Raw genomic sequence first — 14,679 nt, 5'->3', positions numbered from 1 at the left:
CACCCCCAAGTCATCCCGAGGCACCACCCTCGGGAACAGCGCCAGTAAGGCGCTGCGCGCCATGCCTGGCGCACACGCGAAAAAACCCGGCCTTGGCCGGGTTCGTGTGACAGAAGTCGATTTACTTTGCCATCTTCTCAAGCATGGCGTTGACCGCTTCCAGATGCTCCGGCTCGTTGTGGCACATGCCCTGGAACACGGCACACAGGTCGAGAAAGTCCTTCAGCTCGGTGCGCTGAGCCATCTTCATCAGCCGCTTGGTCAGGCGCGTGGCCTTGGGCGGCTGGGAGGCGATCTTGGACGCCAGTTCGCCCACCCTCTCCATCAGCGTCTCGGGCTCGGCGACCTCGAGTACGATGCCGTACTCCTTGGCCTCCTCGGCGCCGATGATGCGACCGGAAAGGGTCAACTCGAAGGCGCGCTGATAGCCGATCAGGCGCTGCATGAACCAGGCGCCGCCGTCGCCGGGGATAATCCCCAGATTGAGGAAGGTCTCACCGAACTTGGCCTTGCTCGAGGCGATGCGGATATCGGCCATGTTGGCCAGGTCGAAGCCGGCCCCGATGGCCGGGCCGTTGACCGCGGCTATGACCGGCACCTCCACGGCCTGCAGCGCCAGAGGGATACGCTGTATGCCGCGCCGGTAGCGCCCTGCCACTTCGGCCACATCGCCGGCGAAATCGCCGCCGCGGCTGGCCATGTCCTTGACGTTGCCGCCGGCGGAGAAGGCCGAGCCCGCGCCGGTGATGACCAATACCGAGACCTCGTCACAGCGATTGACCCACTCCGCCACGGCGACGATGTCATCGGCCAGCGCCGTGCCGGTCAGTGCATTGCGCACGTCGTGACGATCCAGGGTCAGGGTCGCCACGCGTCCCTCCAGGGTGAGCAGCGCATCCTGGAGGACGGGTTGGGGTGGGCAAGTCGAGCGCTCGCTCATGCAACGGACTCCTTGGTAGCGACGTGTTCGCGGTCCACGATAACCCGGGCATCCACCACGGCATAGCCGTCACTGTTGACGATGACCGGGTTGAGGTCGAGTTCGCTGAGTTCGGGGTAGGCATCGGCGATACGCGAGACCTTGAGCAGCAGGTCGACCAGGGCCGACTTGTCCACTGCCTTTTCACCGCGTACGCCGGCCAGGATCTTCCTGGCCTTGATCTGCTCCACCATGTCTTCGGCATCGTGGCGCGACAGTGGAATCGAGCGGAAGGCCACGTCCTCGAGAATCTCGACGAAGATGCCACCCAGGCCGAACATCAGCACCGGGCCGAATATAGGATCGCGGATCACGCCCAGAATCACCTCGACCCCCTTCTTGGCCATAGGGGTGACGAGCACGCCTTCGATTTCGGCGCCAGCGTCGTAGGCGAGGCATGATGCGAGAATCGCCTGGCGGGCTTCGCGCATAGCGGCCTCCCCCACCACATTCAGCTTGACCCCACCCGCATCCGACTTGTGCAGAATGTCCTTGGAAACCACCTTCATGGCCAGCGGCGTTTCACCGAAGCGTTGTGCTGCCTCGGCAAGCTCCGCCTCGTTACGCACTACCAGCTCGAGCGGCACCTCGATGCCGTGGTCGCGCAACAGCTGCTTGGCCTCATATTCGAAGAGGTCGCGCCCCTCTCTCTGGGCACGCTGGAACATGGCGCTCAGCTCGGGCAACGGTGTCACGCTGCGCTCACGGCTCTGGCGCTCCACCTGGGCCAGGTATTGGCCGCGCTCGCCCAGCGCCGAGAGCACCCGCACCGCATGCTCGATGGAGGCATAGATGGGCAGCCCCGCCTCGTGCAGACGTCGCAGCGCCGGCGGCTTGATGGGGGTATAGAGGCTGTAGACCACCAGCGGCTTGCCGGTCGCCTTGGAAAGATCGACCATCGCCTCGGCGCCGCGCATTTCGTCGCCCAGCAGCGACTCGGCGAAGCGGATGCTGTAGCCCCCGAACATGCCCACCAGGAAGACGCTGTCGACGTTGTCGTCGGCGGCGACGATCTCCATGCAGGTGGCCAGCAGCGAAGGATTGGCGTCGGTGGAACCGGCCACGTCCACCGGGTTGACCGTGGAGGCCTGGGGGAAGAGCACTTCGCGCAGCTTCTGACGGGTCTGCTCGGAGAGCTCGGCAAGCTCGAGACCCGCCTCGGAGAGGCGGTCGGAGGCGATGGTCGCCTGGCCGCCACCATCTGAGATCACTGCCACCCGCTTGCCCCTCGCCTTCTGCAAGAGGCCCAGTCCCTCGGCCACCGGCAGGATCTCGTCGGAATGCTGCACCACGCTGACCCCAGACTGCTTGAGCAGATCCACGGTCATGGCGTAGCTGCCGGCCAAGGCACCGGTGTGGGAGCTGGCTGCCTTCTGGCCCGCCGCGGTGGAGCCTGACTTGTAGACCACCACCGGCTTCATGGCGGTGACTTCCCGCGCCACGTCGAGAAAATTGCGCCCATCGCGGAAGCCTTCCACATAGAGCGTCGCCACCCGGGTGTGCTCATCCTCGCCCAGGTAGCGCAGATAATCGTTGAAGCCGATATCGCTCTGGTTGCCCGGCCCGACATAGGTGGAGAAGCCCACCTGGCCGTTGTATTGCGCCTCCAGGGCCAACGACAGCAGCATGTTGCCCGACTGGGAGATGATCCCCACGTCGCCCGGCCTGACATTGTCCAGCGCCAGCAGATTGAGGCGGTGGTGGAGGTTGAAGACACCGGAAGTGTTGGGGCCGATGATGCGCACGCCATGCGCCTTGGCCCTGGCCATCATTTCGCTCTCTAGCGCGGCGCCCTCTGCATCCATCTCGGCAAAGCCGCTGGCAAGTATCACCGCCCCCTTGATGCCCCGGCGGCCACACTCGGAAATCAAACCAGGCACGCTGGCGGCCGGCGTACAGATCAGTGCCAACTCGGGATTGCCGGGAATCTCGGCAATAGAAGGCCAGGCCTTGACCCCCAGGATCATGTCGGCCTTGGGGTTGACCGGATAGATGTCGCCGCGAAAGCCGTCCTTGATCAGGCCGACCATCGCCTTGTAGCCGCGCTTGGTGGGGTCGCTGGAGGCGCCTATCACGGCGATGCCGGTGGGCGCCAGGATGTCGTGCAGCGGACTGCGTATCGGCAGATGTCCTTCGATCGGGTTCATGTCTCGCTCCTTGAGTCTGTCAATGGCCCTTGAATTCAGGGGGTCGCTTCTCGGCGAAGGCGTCTACCCCTTCCTGCCAGTCAGCAGTCGTGGAGCAGGTGAATACGGCATCGAGCTCCTGCTGCAGTTGGCTCTCGAGCCCGGTATCGCTGCCCTGGTTGACCAGCCGCTTGAGCATGGCGATCGAGACCGGTGCCTGCCTGGCCAGGGAGTCGGCCAGGCGCCGAGCCTCCGCCATCAGCTGCTCACTCGAATGAGAAGCGGTCGCTAACCCGATATGCGCAGCCTCGTCGCCATTAATGCGCCGCCCGGTGTAGAGCAGCTGGCGCGCCTTGCTCAGCCCCACCAACTGCGGCAGCAGCTTCGACACTCCGCCGCCGACACAGGTCCCGATACTGGTTTCGGGAAAACCGATCTGGGCCTCCTCGGCCATGACAATGAAGTCGCATGCCACCGCCATTTCGGCACCGGCCCCCAGGGCATAGCCGTTGACGGCGGCAATGACCGGCTTGGGATGGCGCAGGATCGCCTCGCAGACGTCGTTACCCAACTGCAGGTACTGGCGACGCTGGAACAAGGTGCGCTTGGCACCGCCATGCTCCTTCATGTCGGCACCGACACAGAAGGCCCGCCCCTCTCCGGTCAGGATCACGCAACGCACCTCAGGGTCGGCCTGCGCCTCGGCCAGGACCGCAAGCAGCTCGGTATAGAGGGTCTCGATCACCGCGTTGAGGCGATGCGGCCGATTGAAGCGGATCTCCAGGATCGCACCATGGCGGCTGACGAGAAGGGTTTCGGGACTGGCAGTGTTCATGGGGTCGTTCATGGGGTCTTGGGGCACTCTGACGCTGGGATGGATTTGGCATTACGTTCGGCATGACTTTTACCGAACAGAAACAAACGTACCATTATAACAATAGCAACGACACAGTCGTTCTATCGAGCATCCTAGCCAAGGCCAATATCGGCGTCAACACAGACGTGCCGAATTCGAATCAAGGTGGAAACGATTGTTTCGTTTTTCACCGTAGCCATGCGTTACAATGTCGGCTCCCTCCTGGCTGCCCAGTCTTCGGGGCCGCATCGTATCGAGGAGACCAATGTGCTGGAACATGATTCCCATAGCGCCGAGCTGCCGCATGAAGCGCCGTCCCCACCCACGGGGCTGGACGCCGTGAACCAGCAGCTGGCCGCCGCTTATCCCGAGCTCAGTCCGCAACTGAAGCTCGCAGCCGGTTATGTGCTGGAACATCCGGTAGAGATCGCCTTCCAGTCGATTCGCAAGTCGGCCAACGCCGCCCGGGTCACTGCCTCGACCCTGGTGCGTCTGGCCAAACGCCTCGGTTTCGATAGCTACGAGCAGTTTCGCGAGGTATTTCAGTCCGCCGTCCAGGCCGGCCCCGTGGAGCTGTCGGGTCGCGCCAGCAATTTGCGGACCCTGGCCAGCCAGACCGACGACCAGGTGTTTCTCGACGTTGGCGACGCCGCCTTCGACAACATCGGGCGGCTGTTCACCGCCGATAACCAGGCCCGGGTACGCGATGCCGCCATGATGCTGCTCGAGGCAGAGAAGATCGCCGTGGTCGGCTTTCGTGACACCTTTGCCTGCGCCTATCACTTCGCCTACGTCGGCCGCATCGCCATGCCCAACATCCAATTGGTACGCGGCCAGGAAGGAGGACTTCTCACGGAGCTGGCATGCTTCGGTGAAGCAGACGTCGTGGTCGCCTTCGGCTTCGAGCCCTATTGTGCCGAGACGATGCGCGCCCTGGAGATTGCCCGTGCGGCAGGGGTCAAGCCCATCGTCATTACCGACACCCTGCGCTCACCGCTGGTGCCCGGCGCCGCGATCACTTTTACCGTGGCCAACGCCACGCCGCATTTTTTCCCTTCGATCCTGTCCGCCATCACCCTGATCGAGGTATTGCTGGCCGAGTGCGTGGCCTTCGGTCCCGACGACCTGGTCGACAACGTGGCAAGTTTCGAGTCGCGCATGCGCGCCATGGGCGCCTACGTCAGCAACGAATAGCTGTTTCCTTGGCCCAGCAACGCAGAAGCCCGCCTCACGAGGCGGGCTTCGTTTCACCTGATGCGTGCCGGCTTCAGGGCAGCAGTATGGTAGACCCGGTGGTCTGGCGTGCGGCCAGGGCATCCTGGGCCTTGGCCGCGTCGGCAAGGGCGTAGCGCTGACCGATATCGACCTTGACCTTGCCGCTGCCGAGCATCTCGAAGAGGTCGCGACACATCATCTCCAGTCGCTCGCGGGTATCGGCATAGCCGTTGAGGCTCGGGCGGGTCACGAACAAAGACCCCTTCTGGTTGAGGATGCCGAGGTTGACGCCTTCCACGGCTCCCGACGCGTTACCGAAGCTGACCATCAGCGAGCGCGGCTTGAGGCAGTCCAGCGAGGTGATCCAGGTATCCTTGCCCACCGAGTCGTAGACCACGTCACACATCTCACCGCTGGTGAGCTCCCGCACCCGCTCGACCACGTCCTCGCGGGTGTAGTCGATAGTCTCCCAGGCGCCGTTGTCCTTGGCCAGCCGGGCTTTCTCGGGAGAGCTGACGGTGCCGATCACCTTCACGCCCAGCGCGCGAGCCCACTGGCAGGCGATGGAGCCGACGCCACCGGCGGCGGCATGCCACAGGATGGTCTCGCCCCCCTTGAGTGGATACGTCTGGCGCAGCAGATACTGTACGGTCAGCCCCTTGAGCATACTGGCCGCGGCAGTCTCGAAATCCACGCCATCCGGCAGGACGACTGCCTTGTCAGCCGGCAGCACGTGATACTCGCCGTAGGCGCCCAGCGGGCCTTGGGCATAGGCAACCCGGTCGCCCTCCCTGAGGTGATCGACGCCTTCACCCACAGCATCGACCACGCCGGCCCCCTCGGTACCCAGCCCGGAAGGCAGCGACGGGGCGGGATAGAGCCCGGTACGAAAATAGATATCGATGAAATTCAGGCCCACGGCCTGGTTCTTCACCCGTACCTCGCCGGGGGCCGGGTCGGCCGGGGTCCCGTCGACCAGCTCGAGGACCTCGGAGCCGCCGGTGCGGGCAAACTGGATGCGCTTGGCCATCTCTCTCTCCCTTCGTTCCAGTGAGTGAATCTCGCTTTTAACCGCCCTGCCCCATCGTGGCAGAGCACCCTCGCGGTGCCTGGCTCAACCGGGAAAGGCAGCCAGCCGCTCGACGAACAGGGCCTTCTCCTGCTCGAAGAAGCGTGGGTCATGCTTGAAGCGGCGCAGTATCGCTTCGTCATCGAACCCGAGTGCCGGCTGCAGGTCATCGACGCCGCGCGCCGGATGATGCGGCGAGAGCCCGATACGCTTGCCGCCAGGCGCGACGAACCAACGCTCGATGCCGCAGCGCCGAAAGAAGGCCTCTTCGTCCTGATCCCCAGCATCGACCCGCAGCGGCGCCTTCTTGGACAGCTCTCGAATCAAGCGGCGAAGGCTTTCCCGATCGCCTCCTGGAGAGGCGTAGAGCCACAGTGACATGCCCTTGCCCGAGGCATCGAGGGCGAGCAGGGCCAGGGCGCCAGGCCTCCCCTGGTCGTCCACCAGTGCCCAGAGCCGCGCGGCTTCCTGGGCGAACAGCAGCTGGCGCGTACCGGTAAAGGTCACCAACGGCGACAGCCCCGCCTCCTTTCCATAAACATCGGCGCACAGGCGGGCGAGCCAGGCATCGCGCTGCTCGTCACGCTCGGGGGTCATCACCTTCATGCCTTGCCTCGTTGCATACTCAAAGGAGGCAAGCCTAGCATAGTCGCAGGAGATTCCACGCGCCGTGGTTCGTCAAACTGTCATCTCGCATCGCTTAGCCTGTCGCGATCGCCCTGCGGAGCCCGACATGTCCTCATCCCATCCCGACATCGCACTGCCGCGTCTCATTGCCCACCGCGGGCTCGCCGCTCACGCCCCGGAAAATACCCTGGCGGCCGTGCGCGCCGCCCACGAGGCAGGCTGCCGTTGGGTGGAGCTCGACGTGCAGCTGCTGGGCGACGGTACCCCGGTCATCTGGCATGACGCCACGCTCAGTCGCTGCTCCGACGGGAATGGCAGGCTGGCCGCGCTCGACCTCGCCGCGGCACGCAGGTTGGACGTCGGCAGCTGGTTCGGCGACGCCTTCCGCGGGGAGCGCATGGCCACGCTCAACGAAATGCTCGAGCTGCTGCTGGAGCGCAACATGGGCGTCAACATGGAGCTCAAGGTGACCGGCAAGCGCAGCGGCACAGAGCTGGCCGAGGCCGTGGTGCCGCGGCTGCTGGAGGCGCTGCCTGCGGAGCGTCTGATCCTTTCGTCCTTCGACCGACTCGCCCTGCAGCATGCGCGTTCGCTGGCCGACGCTTCGCTGCTGCCCATTGGCGTATTGACCGAAAGCGTGCCGCACAAGTGGCGCTTCCGCTGTGAGTCGCTCGACGCCTTCAGCATACATACCGACTGGACGAGGCTAACCGCCCACCGTGCCAACGAGATCAAGGCGGCCGGCTATCGCCTGCTCTGCTACACCCCCAACGATCCTGCCGCTTTTGCCAACCGCTGGGCCTGGGGGGTCGATAGCGCCATCAGCGACGATCCCACGCTGTTCGACAGCATCGCCCCGCCCCCTGGCGAAGCCCGGGCCTGAGGCTCCCGGGCTCAGGCAAAGATGCCCAGCTGCCAGCGCTGTGACAGCGTCCTTAGCATGCGCAGGCCGGCAACGCTGTTGCCGTGCTCATTGAGCGCCGGGCCGATGACACCGAACCCCAGCCGCCCCGGTGCCACGGCCATGATGGCGCCGGAAACCCCACTGGCAGCCATACCTTCATCGATACACTCCATGTATGCCTCCTCATGACCACGCAACCCCTGGAAAAGTGACCTAGGGTGTACGTCAGGAACACTGCCGCTGGCCACTCAAGCTAGTCGGCTCCACGGAGGAGAGGCAATGGAACTGCTCGACCGGATCACCGATTATCTGATCGACAATGAACTGAAGCTCGCTACCGCCGAATCCTGCACCGCCGGGCTGATCGTCTCGGAGCTGGCGCGGGTGGCTGGCAGCGGGCAGAGTATCGACTGTGGCCTGGGGGTCTATTCCCCCCAATCGAAGAACCGCTACCTCGGCGTCAGCTTCGACACCATCGAGCGCTACGGCCTGACCAGCGAAGCGGTGGCCAGCGAAATGGCCGCCGGGGCGCTTGCGAACAACGATGCCGACGTGGCCCTGGCCAATACCGGCATTGCCGGGCCCAATCCCGGCGACGACGATACACCCATCGGCACCGTCTGCTTCGCCTGGGCATTTCGCCACGCTGGCGACCACTATGATTATTGCGAGACTCGCCGCTTCGACGGCACGCGCAACGAAGTCCGCCTGGCCGCGGCTCATTACGCCCTGGAGCGTCTGCCCCATTACCACGGGCTGTGCCTCGATGCCGCCTCGAGCGGAAACGACAATCAGAGCAGTCGCCACGCCGAGCAGCGCGCCATCGGCAGCCAACTCTACGCCAGGGGCACCATCGACCCCGGCCACGAAGTCGAACGACGGCGAGACTTCCTCTGCCGTGCCATGGCCGAGAGCGGCCAACAGGCACTGGTGCTGGGCATCAGCGGCGGGGTCGACTCCACCGTGGCTGGGCGGCTGGCGCAGCTGGCCGTGGAGAAGCGCCGCGAACAGGGCGAGCCGGCGACTTTCATTGCGATGCGCCTGCCCTACGGTGAGCAGCAGGATGCCGACGACGCCGACCGGGCGCTGGCCTTCATCGAACCGGACGAAGTGCTCGATGTGAACATTCAGGACGCCAGCGATTCGGTGCTCATGGCACTGGAGAGCGGCGGGATGAGATTCAAGGATGCCCATCAGCGCGACTTCGTGCTGGGCAATATCAAGGCACGCCAGCGCATGACGGCCCAGTACGCCGTCGCCGGTGCCCGGAGCGGCCTGGTCATCGGCACCGATCAGGCCGCCGAGGCCTTGATGGGCTTCTTCACCAAGCACGGCGATGGTGCCTGTGATGTCGCGCCCCTGACCGGGCTGACCAAGCAGCAGGTGCGCCGACTGGGGGCGCAGCTGGACGCGCCGGAGTCGCTGGTGCACAAGGCCCCCACCGCCGATCTCGAGTCGCTGGCGCCCCAGAAGCTCGACGAGGAGGCCATGGGCGTCTCCTACGCCGAGATCGATGCCTTCCTGGAGGACCGTGAGGTCTCTAACCAGGCCTTCGAGACCATCGTGAGAACCTACCGGGCCACCGCGCATAAGCGCCAGTTGCCCCGCGCTCCGGACTGAAGGGCCAGCAACGCAAGCGGGCCGACACCCAGAGTGCCGGCCCGCCAAGCATGGCCAAGTGAGGAAGGTCGGGTTATCGCGTCGCCGGCTGGGAGTGCACAGCGTCTTCCTCGTCTCTCTCCACCACCATGTCATCCTCCACCGCGATGGGCTCCTGCTCCTCGGCTTCGCGAGCGCCGCGAGCACGGTGCTCGATCAGGAAATAGAGGATCAGCCCGATGCCCAGGCCCCAGGCCGCGCCGTGGGTGGCCAACACCACGCCCATGATGCCCGCCACGCCCATGGCGGTGGCGTTCTTGATCTGCTCTACCGCCACCGCGATGCACAGGTAGCCGGTGATCAGCAGCGTGATGGAGAGTGCGATGGGCAGCACCGGGCGGAAGAAGGTCACCAGCGGCAGCAGGAACAGGGCGAAGAAGCCGACGATCCAGAATACCCCGGTGCCGGAGTAGATGGTGTCCATCGCCTTGCGTCCGTAGCGGTAGCGCTCGGTCACCGTGGCCATGCCGCCGGTGAAGAGCGGCCCGGCCAGGCCCGGATAAGGGGCCAGCAGCGAGTGCATCAGGTTGCGCAGGCCGGTGATCAGGTGCACCCGGTCGACGTTGACCTCGATCTTCTCGTCGGGACGCAGATGGTCGACGCGCTTGAGCAGGGTCTGCCCCACCACGATGTCGCCGAAGGCGATGATGTAGGCAATGATCGCGGTGGGAATTGCCGCCACCATCAGCTCGATGGGCGGCGCGCCGATGGAGAACGGCAGATAGGCCCAGATACCGGCGAAGTCGGGCGCAGCGAAGCCCCACTCCACGGTGGGCATCGAGTACTCCCCCACGCCCCAGCCGATGGCCATGGTGATCAGCATCCCTGGCACCATGCCGAAGGCGACGATATTGCGCGCCCAGCGATACTTCTCGGCCAGGTCGCGGAAGGAGAGCGAAAACAGCACGTAGAGGGTGATCAGGCCGCCGATACCCAGCGAAATCGGCGTGTTGTAGAGTCGCCCGCCCTCCACGATTTCGCCGCTGATGGCGGCAATACCCGCGCCAAGCAGAATGCCCGCCTTGATCGAGGCCGGTACGTTGTTGACCAGCTTGCTGCCCAGCCGCGTCACCGCCATGAACAGGAAAATGGCCGTGACCATCAGCTGCAGTGCCACCATGGCGCGAATCGCCTCGGGTCCCGGCTCATACTGGCCGATGAACAGCAGGACCACGGGAATGGCCGGCGTGATCCATCCGGCAATGAATGGCACCCCCAGCAGCGGCGGCAGGATGAAGCCGATGCCGCACACCACGACGAAGGCCAGGCCGACCTCATAGGGCACGCCCAGGTACTGTTCGAGCAGTGGGATCATGCCCAGGGAGATGACGAACATCACCATGGCCTGGATGGTTTCCGGGATGGCCCATTGGAAATGGATGAAAGGCAGGCGGACCTTGAAGGGTCCCAGCGGCCAGTATGGGTGCTCCTGGCCATATTCGCGTTTGAGCAGCACGGTATTTCCTCGTCGATTTCTGGTTGTTGAGCGGTCCTCTTCGTCGGTTGTTGTTGTTCTTGGCCTAGGGCGGTTTTACGCGTCTCCGCAACGGCAAGACATTCGACCATGGAACGAGTCGACAAGGTGAGGAAACACGGAACTTGTCGACAACATTACAAACGGAAAAGCGGTTACGAGCTTAAAATCGACCTGCCTTGCTTTCCCAGCATCTCCATTGGCCGAAGTTGTCGACAAGATTTCAATCATTTCGAGGAAGTTTACGTCAACGTCAATAGGACCCAACAAGCCTTGCTGCTGCGGATGACAGGTTGTTTAACAGAGGAGAAACAATGCGGCTCCTGCGGTGCATTGAACTAAAGAACAATGCCGGATCAGCGGTTGAGCATCCGCTCGATAGCGCGCATGTCGAGGTTCGCTTCCAGGCAGTCGGCCAGCCGGTCGAGCTCCCGCTGGCGATGCTCCCGGTAGTCCACTGCCGCCGCCGGTGCGTCGAGCCCGCAGCGAGCGAGCAGCGCAGCGCACGCCTCGGGTCGGTCGAACAGGCCATGCAGGTAGGTGCCCATGACCTGGCCGTCTGCGCTGACGGCACCGTCGGGCCGGCCCTCCAGCTCGATGAGCGGTCTCGCCAGGGCAGACCCCTCGCTCACCCCGTTATGGATCTCGTACCCGGCGATCGGCACCTCTTCGACTAGCAAGCGCCCACTCACATTCCGCAGCTGCTTGCCCGCCACCATGCGCGTCTCAAACTCGAGCAGCCCCAGACCGGGAGTCGATCCTGCCGGCCCTTCCAGGCCTTCTGAGTCGTGCACCACCCGGCCCAGCATCTGAAAACCGCCGCAAATGCCGAGCAGCCGGCCGCCATAGCGCAGGTGCCGCCGGATCGCTTCCTCCCAGCCCTGGGCGCGCAGCCAGTCGAGATCACTACGGGTACTCTTGCTGCCGGGCAGGATGATCAGATCCGCCGCTGGGATCTCCCGGCCCGGCCCGACGAAGGTGAGTTCGACCTGTGGATGCAGGCGCAGCGGGTCGAAGTCGTTGTGATTGCTGATGCGCGGCAGCGCCGGTACCACGACCTTGAGCGTGGCGCCCGGCTCCACCCGGCCGCTGCGACCGATGCTGTCCTCAGCGTCGAGCAACAGCCCTTGCAGGTAGGGCAGGGTGCCGAACACCGGTTTGTTAGTGCGCTCGGTGAGCCAGTCGAGCCCCGGCTCGAGCAGGGCGATGTCGCCGCGAAAGCGGTTGACGATGAAGCCCCGGGTACGTGAGCGCTCGCTCTCGCTGAGCAGTGCCAGGGTGCCGACCAGCTGGGCAAAGACCCCGCCGCGGTCGATATCGCCCACCAGCACCACCGGGCAGTCGACCATCTCGGCGAAGCCCATGTTGGCGATGTCGCCCTCGCGCAGGTTGATCTCCGCCGGGCTGCCGGCCCCCTCGGCGACGATCACGTCATAGCGCGCCGACAGCGCCTGCCACGCCGCCAGCACGCTCTCCCGCGCGGTGCGCTTGTAGGCGTGATAGTCGAGCGCGTCCATGTGGCCGTGGACCCGGCCGCGCAGGATCACCTGGGCGCCGCGGTCGCTCTCGGGCTTGAGCAGCACCGGGTTCATGTCGCTGTGGGGCTCGACGCCTGCCGCCAGCGCCTGCAGCGCGGTGGAGCGGCCGATCTCGCCGCCGTCCACCGTCACCGCACTGTTGAGCGCCATGTTCTGCGGCTTGAACGGCGCCACCGACACCCCGCGCCGCGCCAGCACCCGACACAGCCCGGCCACCACCGTGCTCTTGCCGGCGTCCGAGGTGGTGCCCTGGATCATCAGTGTCGCCATGGGGTTAAAGCTCTATTCCTCGTTGCGCCTTGACGCCCTGCTCCTTGAAGGCGTGCTTGACCACCTTCATTTCGGTGACGGTGTCGGCCAGCTCGATCAACTGCTCGGGGGCGTAGCGCCCGGTGACCACGACGTGCTGCATGTCCGGCCGCGCCTGCAGGTCGTCGAGCACCCGGTCGAGGTCGAGGTAGTCGTAGCGCAGGGCGATATTGAGCTCGTCGAGCAGCACCAGATCGAAGCTCGCATCGTCGAGCATCCCACGCGCCACCACCCAGGCGGCCTCGGCGGCGCGGGTATCGCGCTCGCGGTCCTGGGTATCCCAGGTGAAACCCTCGCCCATCACGTGATATTCGACGCCCGGCACCTGCCGAAAGAAGGCCTCCTCGCCGGTCTCCCGCGTGCCCTTGATGAACTGCACCACGCCCACCTTCATGCCGTGGCCGAGCGCCCTGGCCAGCATGCCGAAGCCGGAGCTGCTCTTGCCCTTGCCGGGGCCGGTCAGCACCAGCAGCAGGCCCTGCTCCTTCTGCGCGTCGGCGATGCGCGCCTGCATGATCTTCTGCTTGGCCGCCATGCGCTGGGCATGGCGCTGGGGGTCCTTGGCGTTGTCGCGCATGGTGGTCTCCTCAGGCTTCTTTCATCTGGGTGAAAAGCAGCGGTTCGCCGCGGAAAATGGCAGCGGCAAGGGCCGGCGCCGAGGGGAAGTAGCCGTGGAAATAGCTAGCCACCAGCTTGCCCTCCACGAAGACCGGCTCAGCGGGGCTGCCGGCCAGGCGGCGGGCATGGGCGGCCGGGGCCAGCGGCGTCTCCAGCAGCGAGTGGTGGTAGGTGTGGCCGCGCAGCTCGCCGGCGTCCGTCGTCAGGCTCTGCAGCCCCAGGGCGCTCAGCTTGCCGGCCATGCGGGCAGTACCGGGCATCAGCCCCAGCATGGCGTGCTCGCGCTCTTCACCGTCGACCAGGGTGTCCATGCACGCCATCAGCCCGCCGCACTCGGCCAGGATCGGCCGGCCGGCACCGTGATGGTCGCGTATTGCGGCGAGCATCGGGGCGTTGGCGGCGAACCTTTCGCCATGCAGCTCCGGGTAACCGCCGGGCAGCCACAGCGCATCGCAGCCGGGCAGCTCACTGTCGCCCAGCGGCGAGAAGAAACGCAGCTCGGCGCCCATCTGGCGAAGCAGGTCGAGATTGGCGCGATAGAGAAAGGCGAAGGCGTCATCGCGGGCCACGGCGATACGCACACCCTCGAGCAGCCGTGGCGGCGGCTCGGGGGCCTCGGCCTCGAGCGTCACCCTGGCCGGCAGGCGGTCGAGGCCCGCCTCCTTGAGCACCTCGGCGGCGGCGTCGAGCTGGGCATCGAGCCCCGCCAGCTCGCCGGCCTGTACCAGCCCCAGGTGGCGGTCGGGGATCTTCATCGCCTCGTGGCGGGGGATGGCGCCGAGCAGCGACAGCCCCGCCGGCATGCTCTCGGCCAGCAGCTTGCCGTGGCCGGGGCTGCCGACACGGTTGGCGATCACCTCGCGGATGGCAAGCTCGGGATGGTAGTTGGCCAGCCCCTGGGCCACAGCGCCGAAGGTCTGGGCCATGCCCCAGGCGTCGATCACCGGCAGCGCCGGCAGCCCGGCCAGGATGGCCAGGTCGGCGCTGGAAGGGTCGCCGTCGAACAGCCCCATGGAGCCCTCTACCAGGATCAGGTCGGCCTCGGCGGCGGCTTCGGCCAGGCGCCAGCGACACTCCTCCTCGCCGGTCATCCAGGGGTGCAGCTGGTAGACCGGCTGGCCCGAGGCCACCTCCTGCACCATGGGGTCGAGGTAGTCGGGGCCATGCTTGAACACCCTCACCTTGCGGCCGGCATTGCGGTGCAGCCGCGCCAGCGCCGCGGTGACCATGGATTTGCCCTGGCCGGAGCCAGGGGCGCTGATCAGGGCGGCATGGGCCTCGCCGCGGATCGTTGTAGTCGTCATA

The 14,679-nt window shown here is 65.5% G+C and carries 13 protein-coding genes; 3 read left to right on the top strand and 10 right to left on the bottom strand.

The features are described from left to right. Positions 1-121 precede the first annotated feature (121 nt). From H1D44_RS14200 to H1D44_RS14190, 3 genes are read right to left on the bottom strand one after another with little or no spacing between them, the layout of a single operon-like run. Positions 122-940: an enoyl-CoA hydratase-related protein gene (locus H1D44_RS14200; protein ID WP_181515508.1), complete on the bottom strand. Its 819-nt coding sequence runs from the start codon at positions 938-940 to the stop codon at positions 122-124. Then, positions 937-3,126, bottom strand: coding sequence for an acetate--CoA ligase family protein (locus H1D44_RS14195; RefSeq protein WP_181515507.1), 2,190 nt, complete (start codon positions 3,124-3,126; stop codon positions 937-939). The genes H1D44_RS14200 and H1D44_RS14195 overlap by 4 nt, the downstream gene beginning before the upstream one ends. A 19-nt stretch (positions 3,127-3,145) precedes the next feature. After that, complete coding sequence (locus tag H1D44_RS14190) at positions 3,146-3,940, bottom strand: enoyl-CoA hydratase/isomerase family protein (protein ID WP_181515506.1); 795 nt, start codon at positions 3,938-3,940, stop codon at positions 3,146-3,148. Between the two features lie 288 nt (positions 3,941-4,228). Here H1D44_RS14190 and H1D44_RS14185 point away from each other — a divergent pair, with 288 nt between their 5' ends. Further along, the gene (locus H1D44_RS14185; protein ID WP_181515505.1) at positions 4,229-5,155 is read left to right on the top strand and encodes an SIS domain-containing protein; all 927 of its coding nucleotides are present in this window, start codon (positions 4,229-4,231) and stop codon (positions 5,153-5,155) included. A gap of 73 nt (positions 5,156-5,228) precedes the next feature. On the opposite strand, the gene H1D44_RS14180 is transcribed toward H1D44_RS14185, so the two are convergent. Together H1D44_RS14180 and H1D44_RS14175 are read right to left on the bottom strand one after the other, a co-directional pair. Beyond that, positions 5,229-6,206 (bottom strand): NADPH:quinone reductase, encoded by a 978-nt coding sequence (locus tag H1D44_RS14180; RefSeq protein WP_181515504.1) that lies wholly within the window; start codon positions 6,204-6,206, stop codon positions 5,229-5,231. Positions 6,207-6,290: 84 nt separating this feature from the next. Further along, positions 6,291-6,851, bottom strand: a complete 561-nt coding sequence (locus tag H1D44_RS14175) for a hypothetical protein (protein ID WP_181515503.1) — start codon at positions 6,849-6,851, stop codon at positions 6,291-6,293. Between the two features lie 127 nt (positions 6,852-6,978). Between H1D44_RS14175 and H1D44_RS14170 the strand changes: the two genes are divergently transcribed. Next, positions 6,979-7,755 carry a glycerophosphodiester phosphodiesterase family protein gene (locus tag H1D44_RS14170; RefSeq protein WP_181515502.1) on the top strand — a complete coding sequence of 259 codons (777 nt, stop codon included), beginning with the start codon at positions 6,979-6,981 and terminating at the stop codon, positions 7,753-7,755. Between the two features lie 11 nt (positions 7,756-7,766). On the opposite strand, the gene H1D44_RS14165 is transcribed toward H1D44_RS14170, so the two are convergent. Next, positions 7,767-7,949, bottom strand: coding sequence for a glutaminase (locus H1D44_RS14165; protein ID WP_181515501.1), 183 nt, complete (start codon positions 7,947-7,949; stop codon positions 7,767-7,769). 106 nt (positions 7,950-8,055) lie between these two features. Between H1D44_RS14165 and nadE the strand changes: the two genes are divergently transcribed. Next, entirely contained in the window at positions 8,056-9,396 is a 1,341-nt protein-coding gene (gene nadE / locus H1D44_RS21195; RefSeq protein ID WP_181515500.1) for an ammonia-dependent NAD(+) synthetase, read from the top strand. A 73-nt stretch (positions 9,397-9,469) separates the two neighbouring features. On the opposite strand, the gene H1D44_RS14155 is transcribed toward nadE, so the two are convergent. The 4 genes from H1D44_RS14155 to H1D44_RS14140 form a co-directional block, all read right to left on the bottom strand. Further along, entirely contained in the window at positions 9,470-10,891 is a 1,422-nt protein-coding gene (locus H1D44_RS14155) for a xanthine/uracil/vitamin C permease (protein WP_181515499.1), read from the bottom strand. 374 nt (positions 10,892-11,265) lie between these two features. Next, positions 11,266-12,717 carry a cobyric acid synthase gene (locus H1D44_RS14150; protein WP_181515498.1) on the bottom strand — a complete coding sequence of 484 codons (1,452 nt, stop codon included), beginning with the start codon at positions 12,715-12,717 and terminating at the stop codon, positions 11,266-11,268. A 4-nt stretch (positions 12,718-12,721) separates the two neighbouring features. Continuing rightward, a complete protein-coding gene (gene cobO, locus H1D44_RS14145; protein WP_181515497.1) occupies positions 12,722-13,333 on the bottom strand; it encodes a cob(I)yrinic acid a,c-diamide adenosyltransferase in 612 nt (203 codons plus the stop codon). A 10-nt stretch (positions 13,334-13,343) separates the two neighbouring features. After that, positions 13,344-14,678: a cobyrinic acid a,c-diamide synthase CobB gene (locus H1D44_RS14140; protein ID WP_181515496.1), complete on the bottom strand. Its 1,335-nt coding sequence runs from the start codon at positions 14,676-14,678 to the stop codon at positions 13,344-13,346. Position 14,679: the final 1 nt, after the last annotated feature.

This window comes from Billgrantia kenyensis (assembly GCF_013697085.1).
GTDB lineage: Bacteria > Pseudomonadota > Gammaproteobacteria > Pseudomonadales > Halomonadaceae > Halomonas > Halomonas kenyensis.
This window is presented reverse-complemented; position numbering and strand designations above follow the sequence as displayed.

What these genes read in the sequence shown, in the direction of transcription:
- cobO (WP_181515497.1), bottom strand. Translation starts at nt 13,333, where the DNA reads ATGCGCGACAACGCCAAGGACCCCCAGCGCCATGCCCAGCGCATGGCG.
- H1D44_RS14170 (WP_181515502.1), top strand. Translation starts at nt 6,979, where the DNA reads ATGTCCTCATCCCATCCCGACATCGCACTGCCGCGTCTCATTGCCCAC.
- H1D44_RS14175 (WP_181515503.1), bottom strand. Translation starts at nt 6,851, where the DNA reads ATGAAGGTGATGACCCCCGAGCGTGACGAGCAGCGCGATGCCTGGCTC.
- H1D44_RS14165 (WP_181515501.1), bottom strand. Translation starts at nt 7,949, where the DNA reads ATGGAGTGTATCGATGAAGGTATGGCTGCCAGTGGGGTTTCCGGCGCC.
- H1D44_RS14195 (WP_181515507.1), bottom strand. Translation starts at nt 3,126, where the DNA reads ATGAACCCGATCGAAGGACATCTGCCGATACGCAGTCCGCTGCACGAC.
- H1D44_RS14140 (WP_181515496.1), bottom strand. Translation starts at nt 14,678, where the DNA reads ATGACGACTACAACGATCCGCGGCGAGGCCCATGCCGCCCTGATCAGC.
- H1D44_RS14200 (WP_181515508.1), bottom strand. Translation starts at nt 940, where the DNA reads ATGAGCGAGCGCTCGACTTGCCCACCCCAACCCGTCCTCCAGGATGCG.
- H1D44_RS14190 (WP_181515506.1), bottom strand. Translation starts at nt 3,940, where the DNA reads ATGAACACTGCCAGTCCCGAAACCCTTCTCGTCAGCCGCCATGGTGCG.
- H1D44_RS14150 (WP_181515498.1), bottom strand. Translation starts at nt 12,717, where the DNA reads ATGGCGACACTGATGATCCAGGGCACCACCTCGGACGCCGGCAAGAGC.
- nadE (WP_181515500.1), top strand. Translation starts at nt 8,056, where the DNA reads ATGGAACTGCTCGACCGGATCACCGATTATCTGATCGACAATGAACTG.
- H1D44_RS14180 (WP_181515504.1), bottom strand. Translation starts at nt 6,206, where the DNA reads ATGGCCAAGCGCATCCAGTTTGCCCGCACCGGCGGCTCCGAGGTCCTC.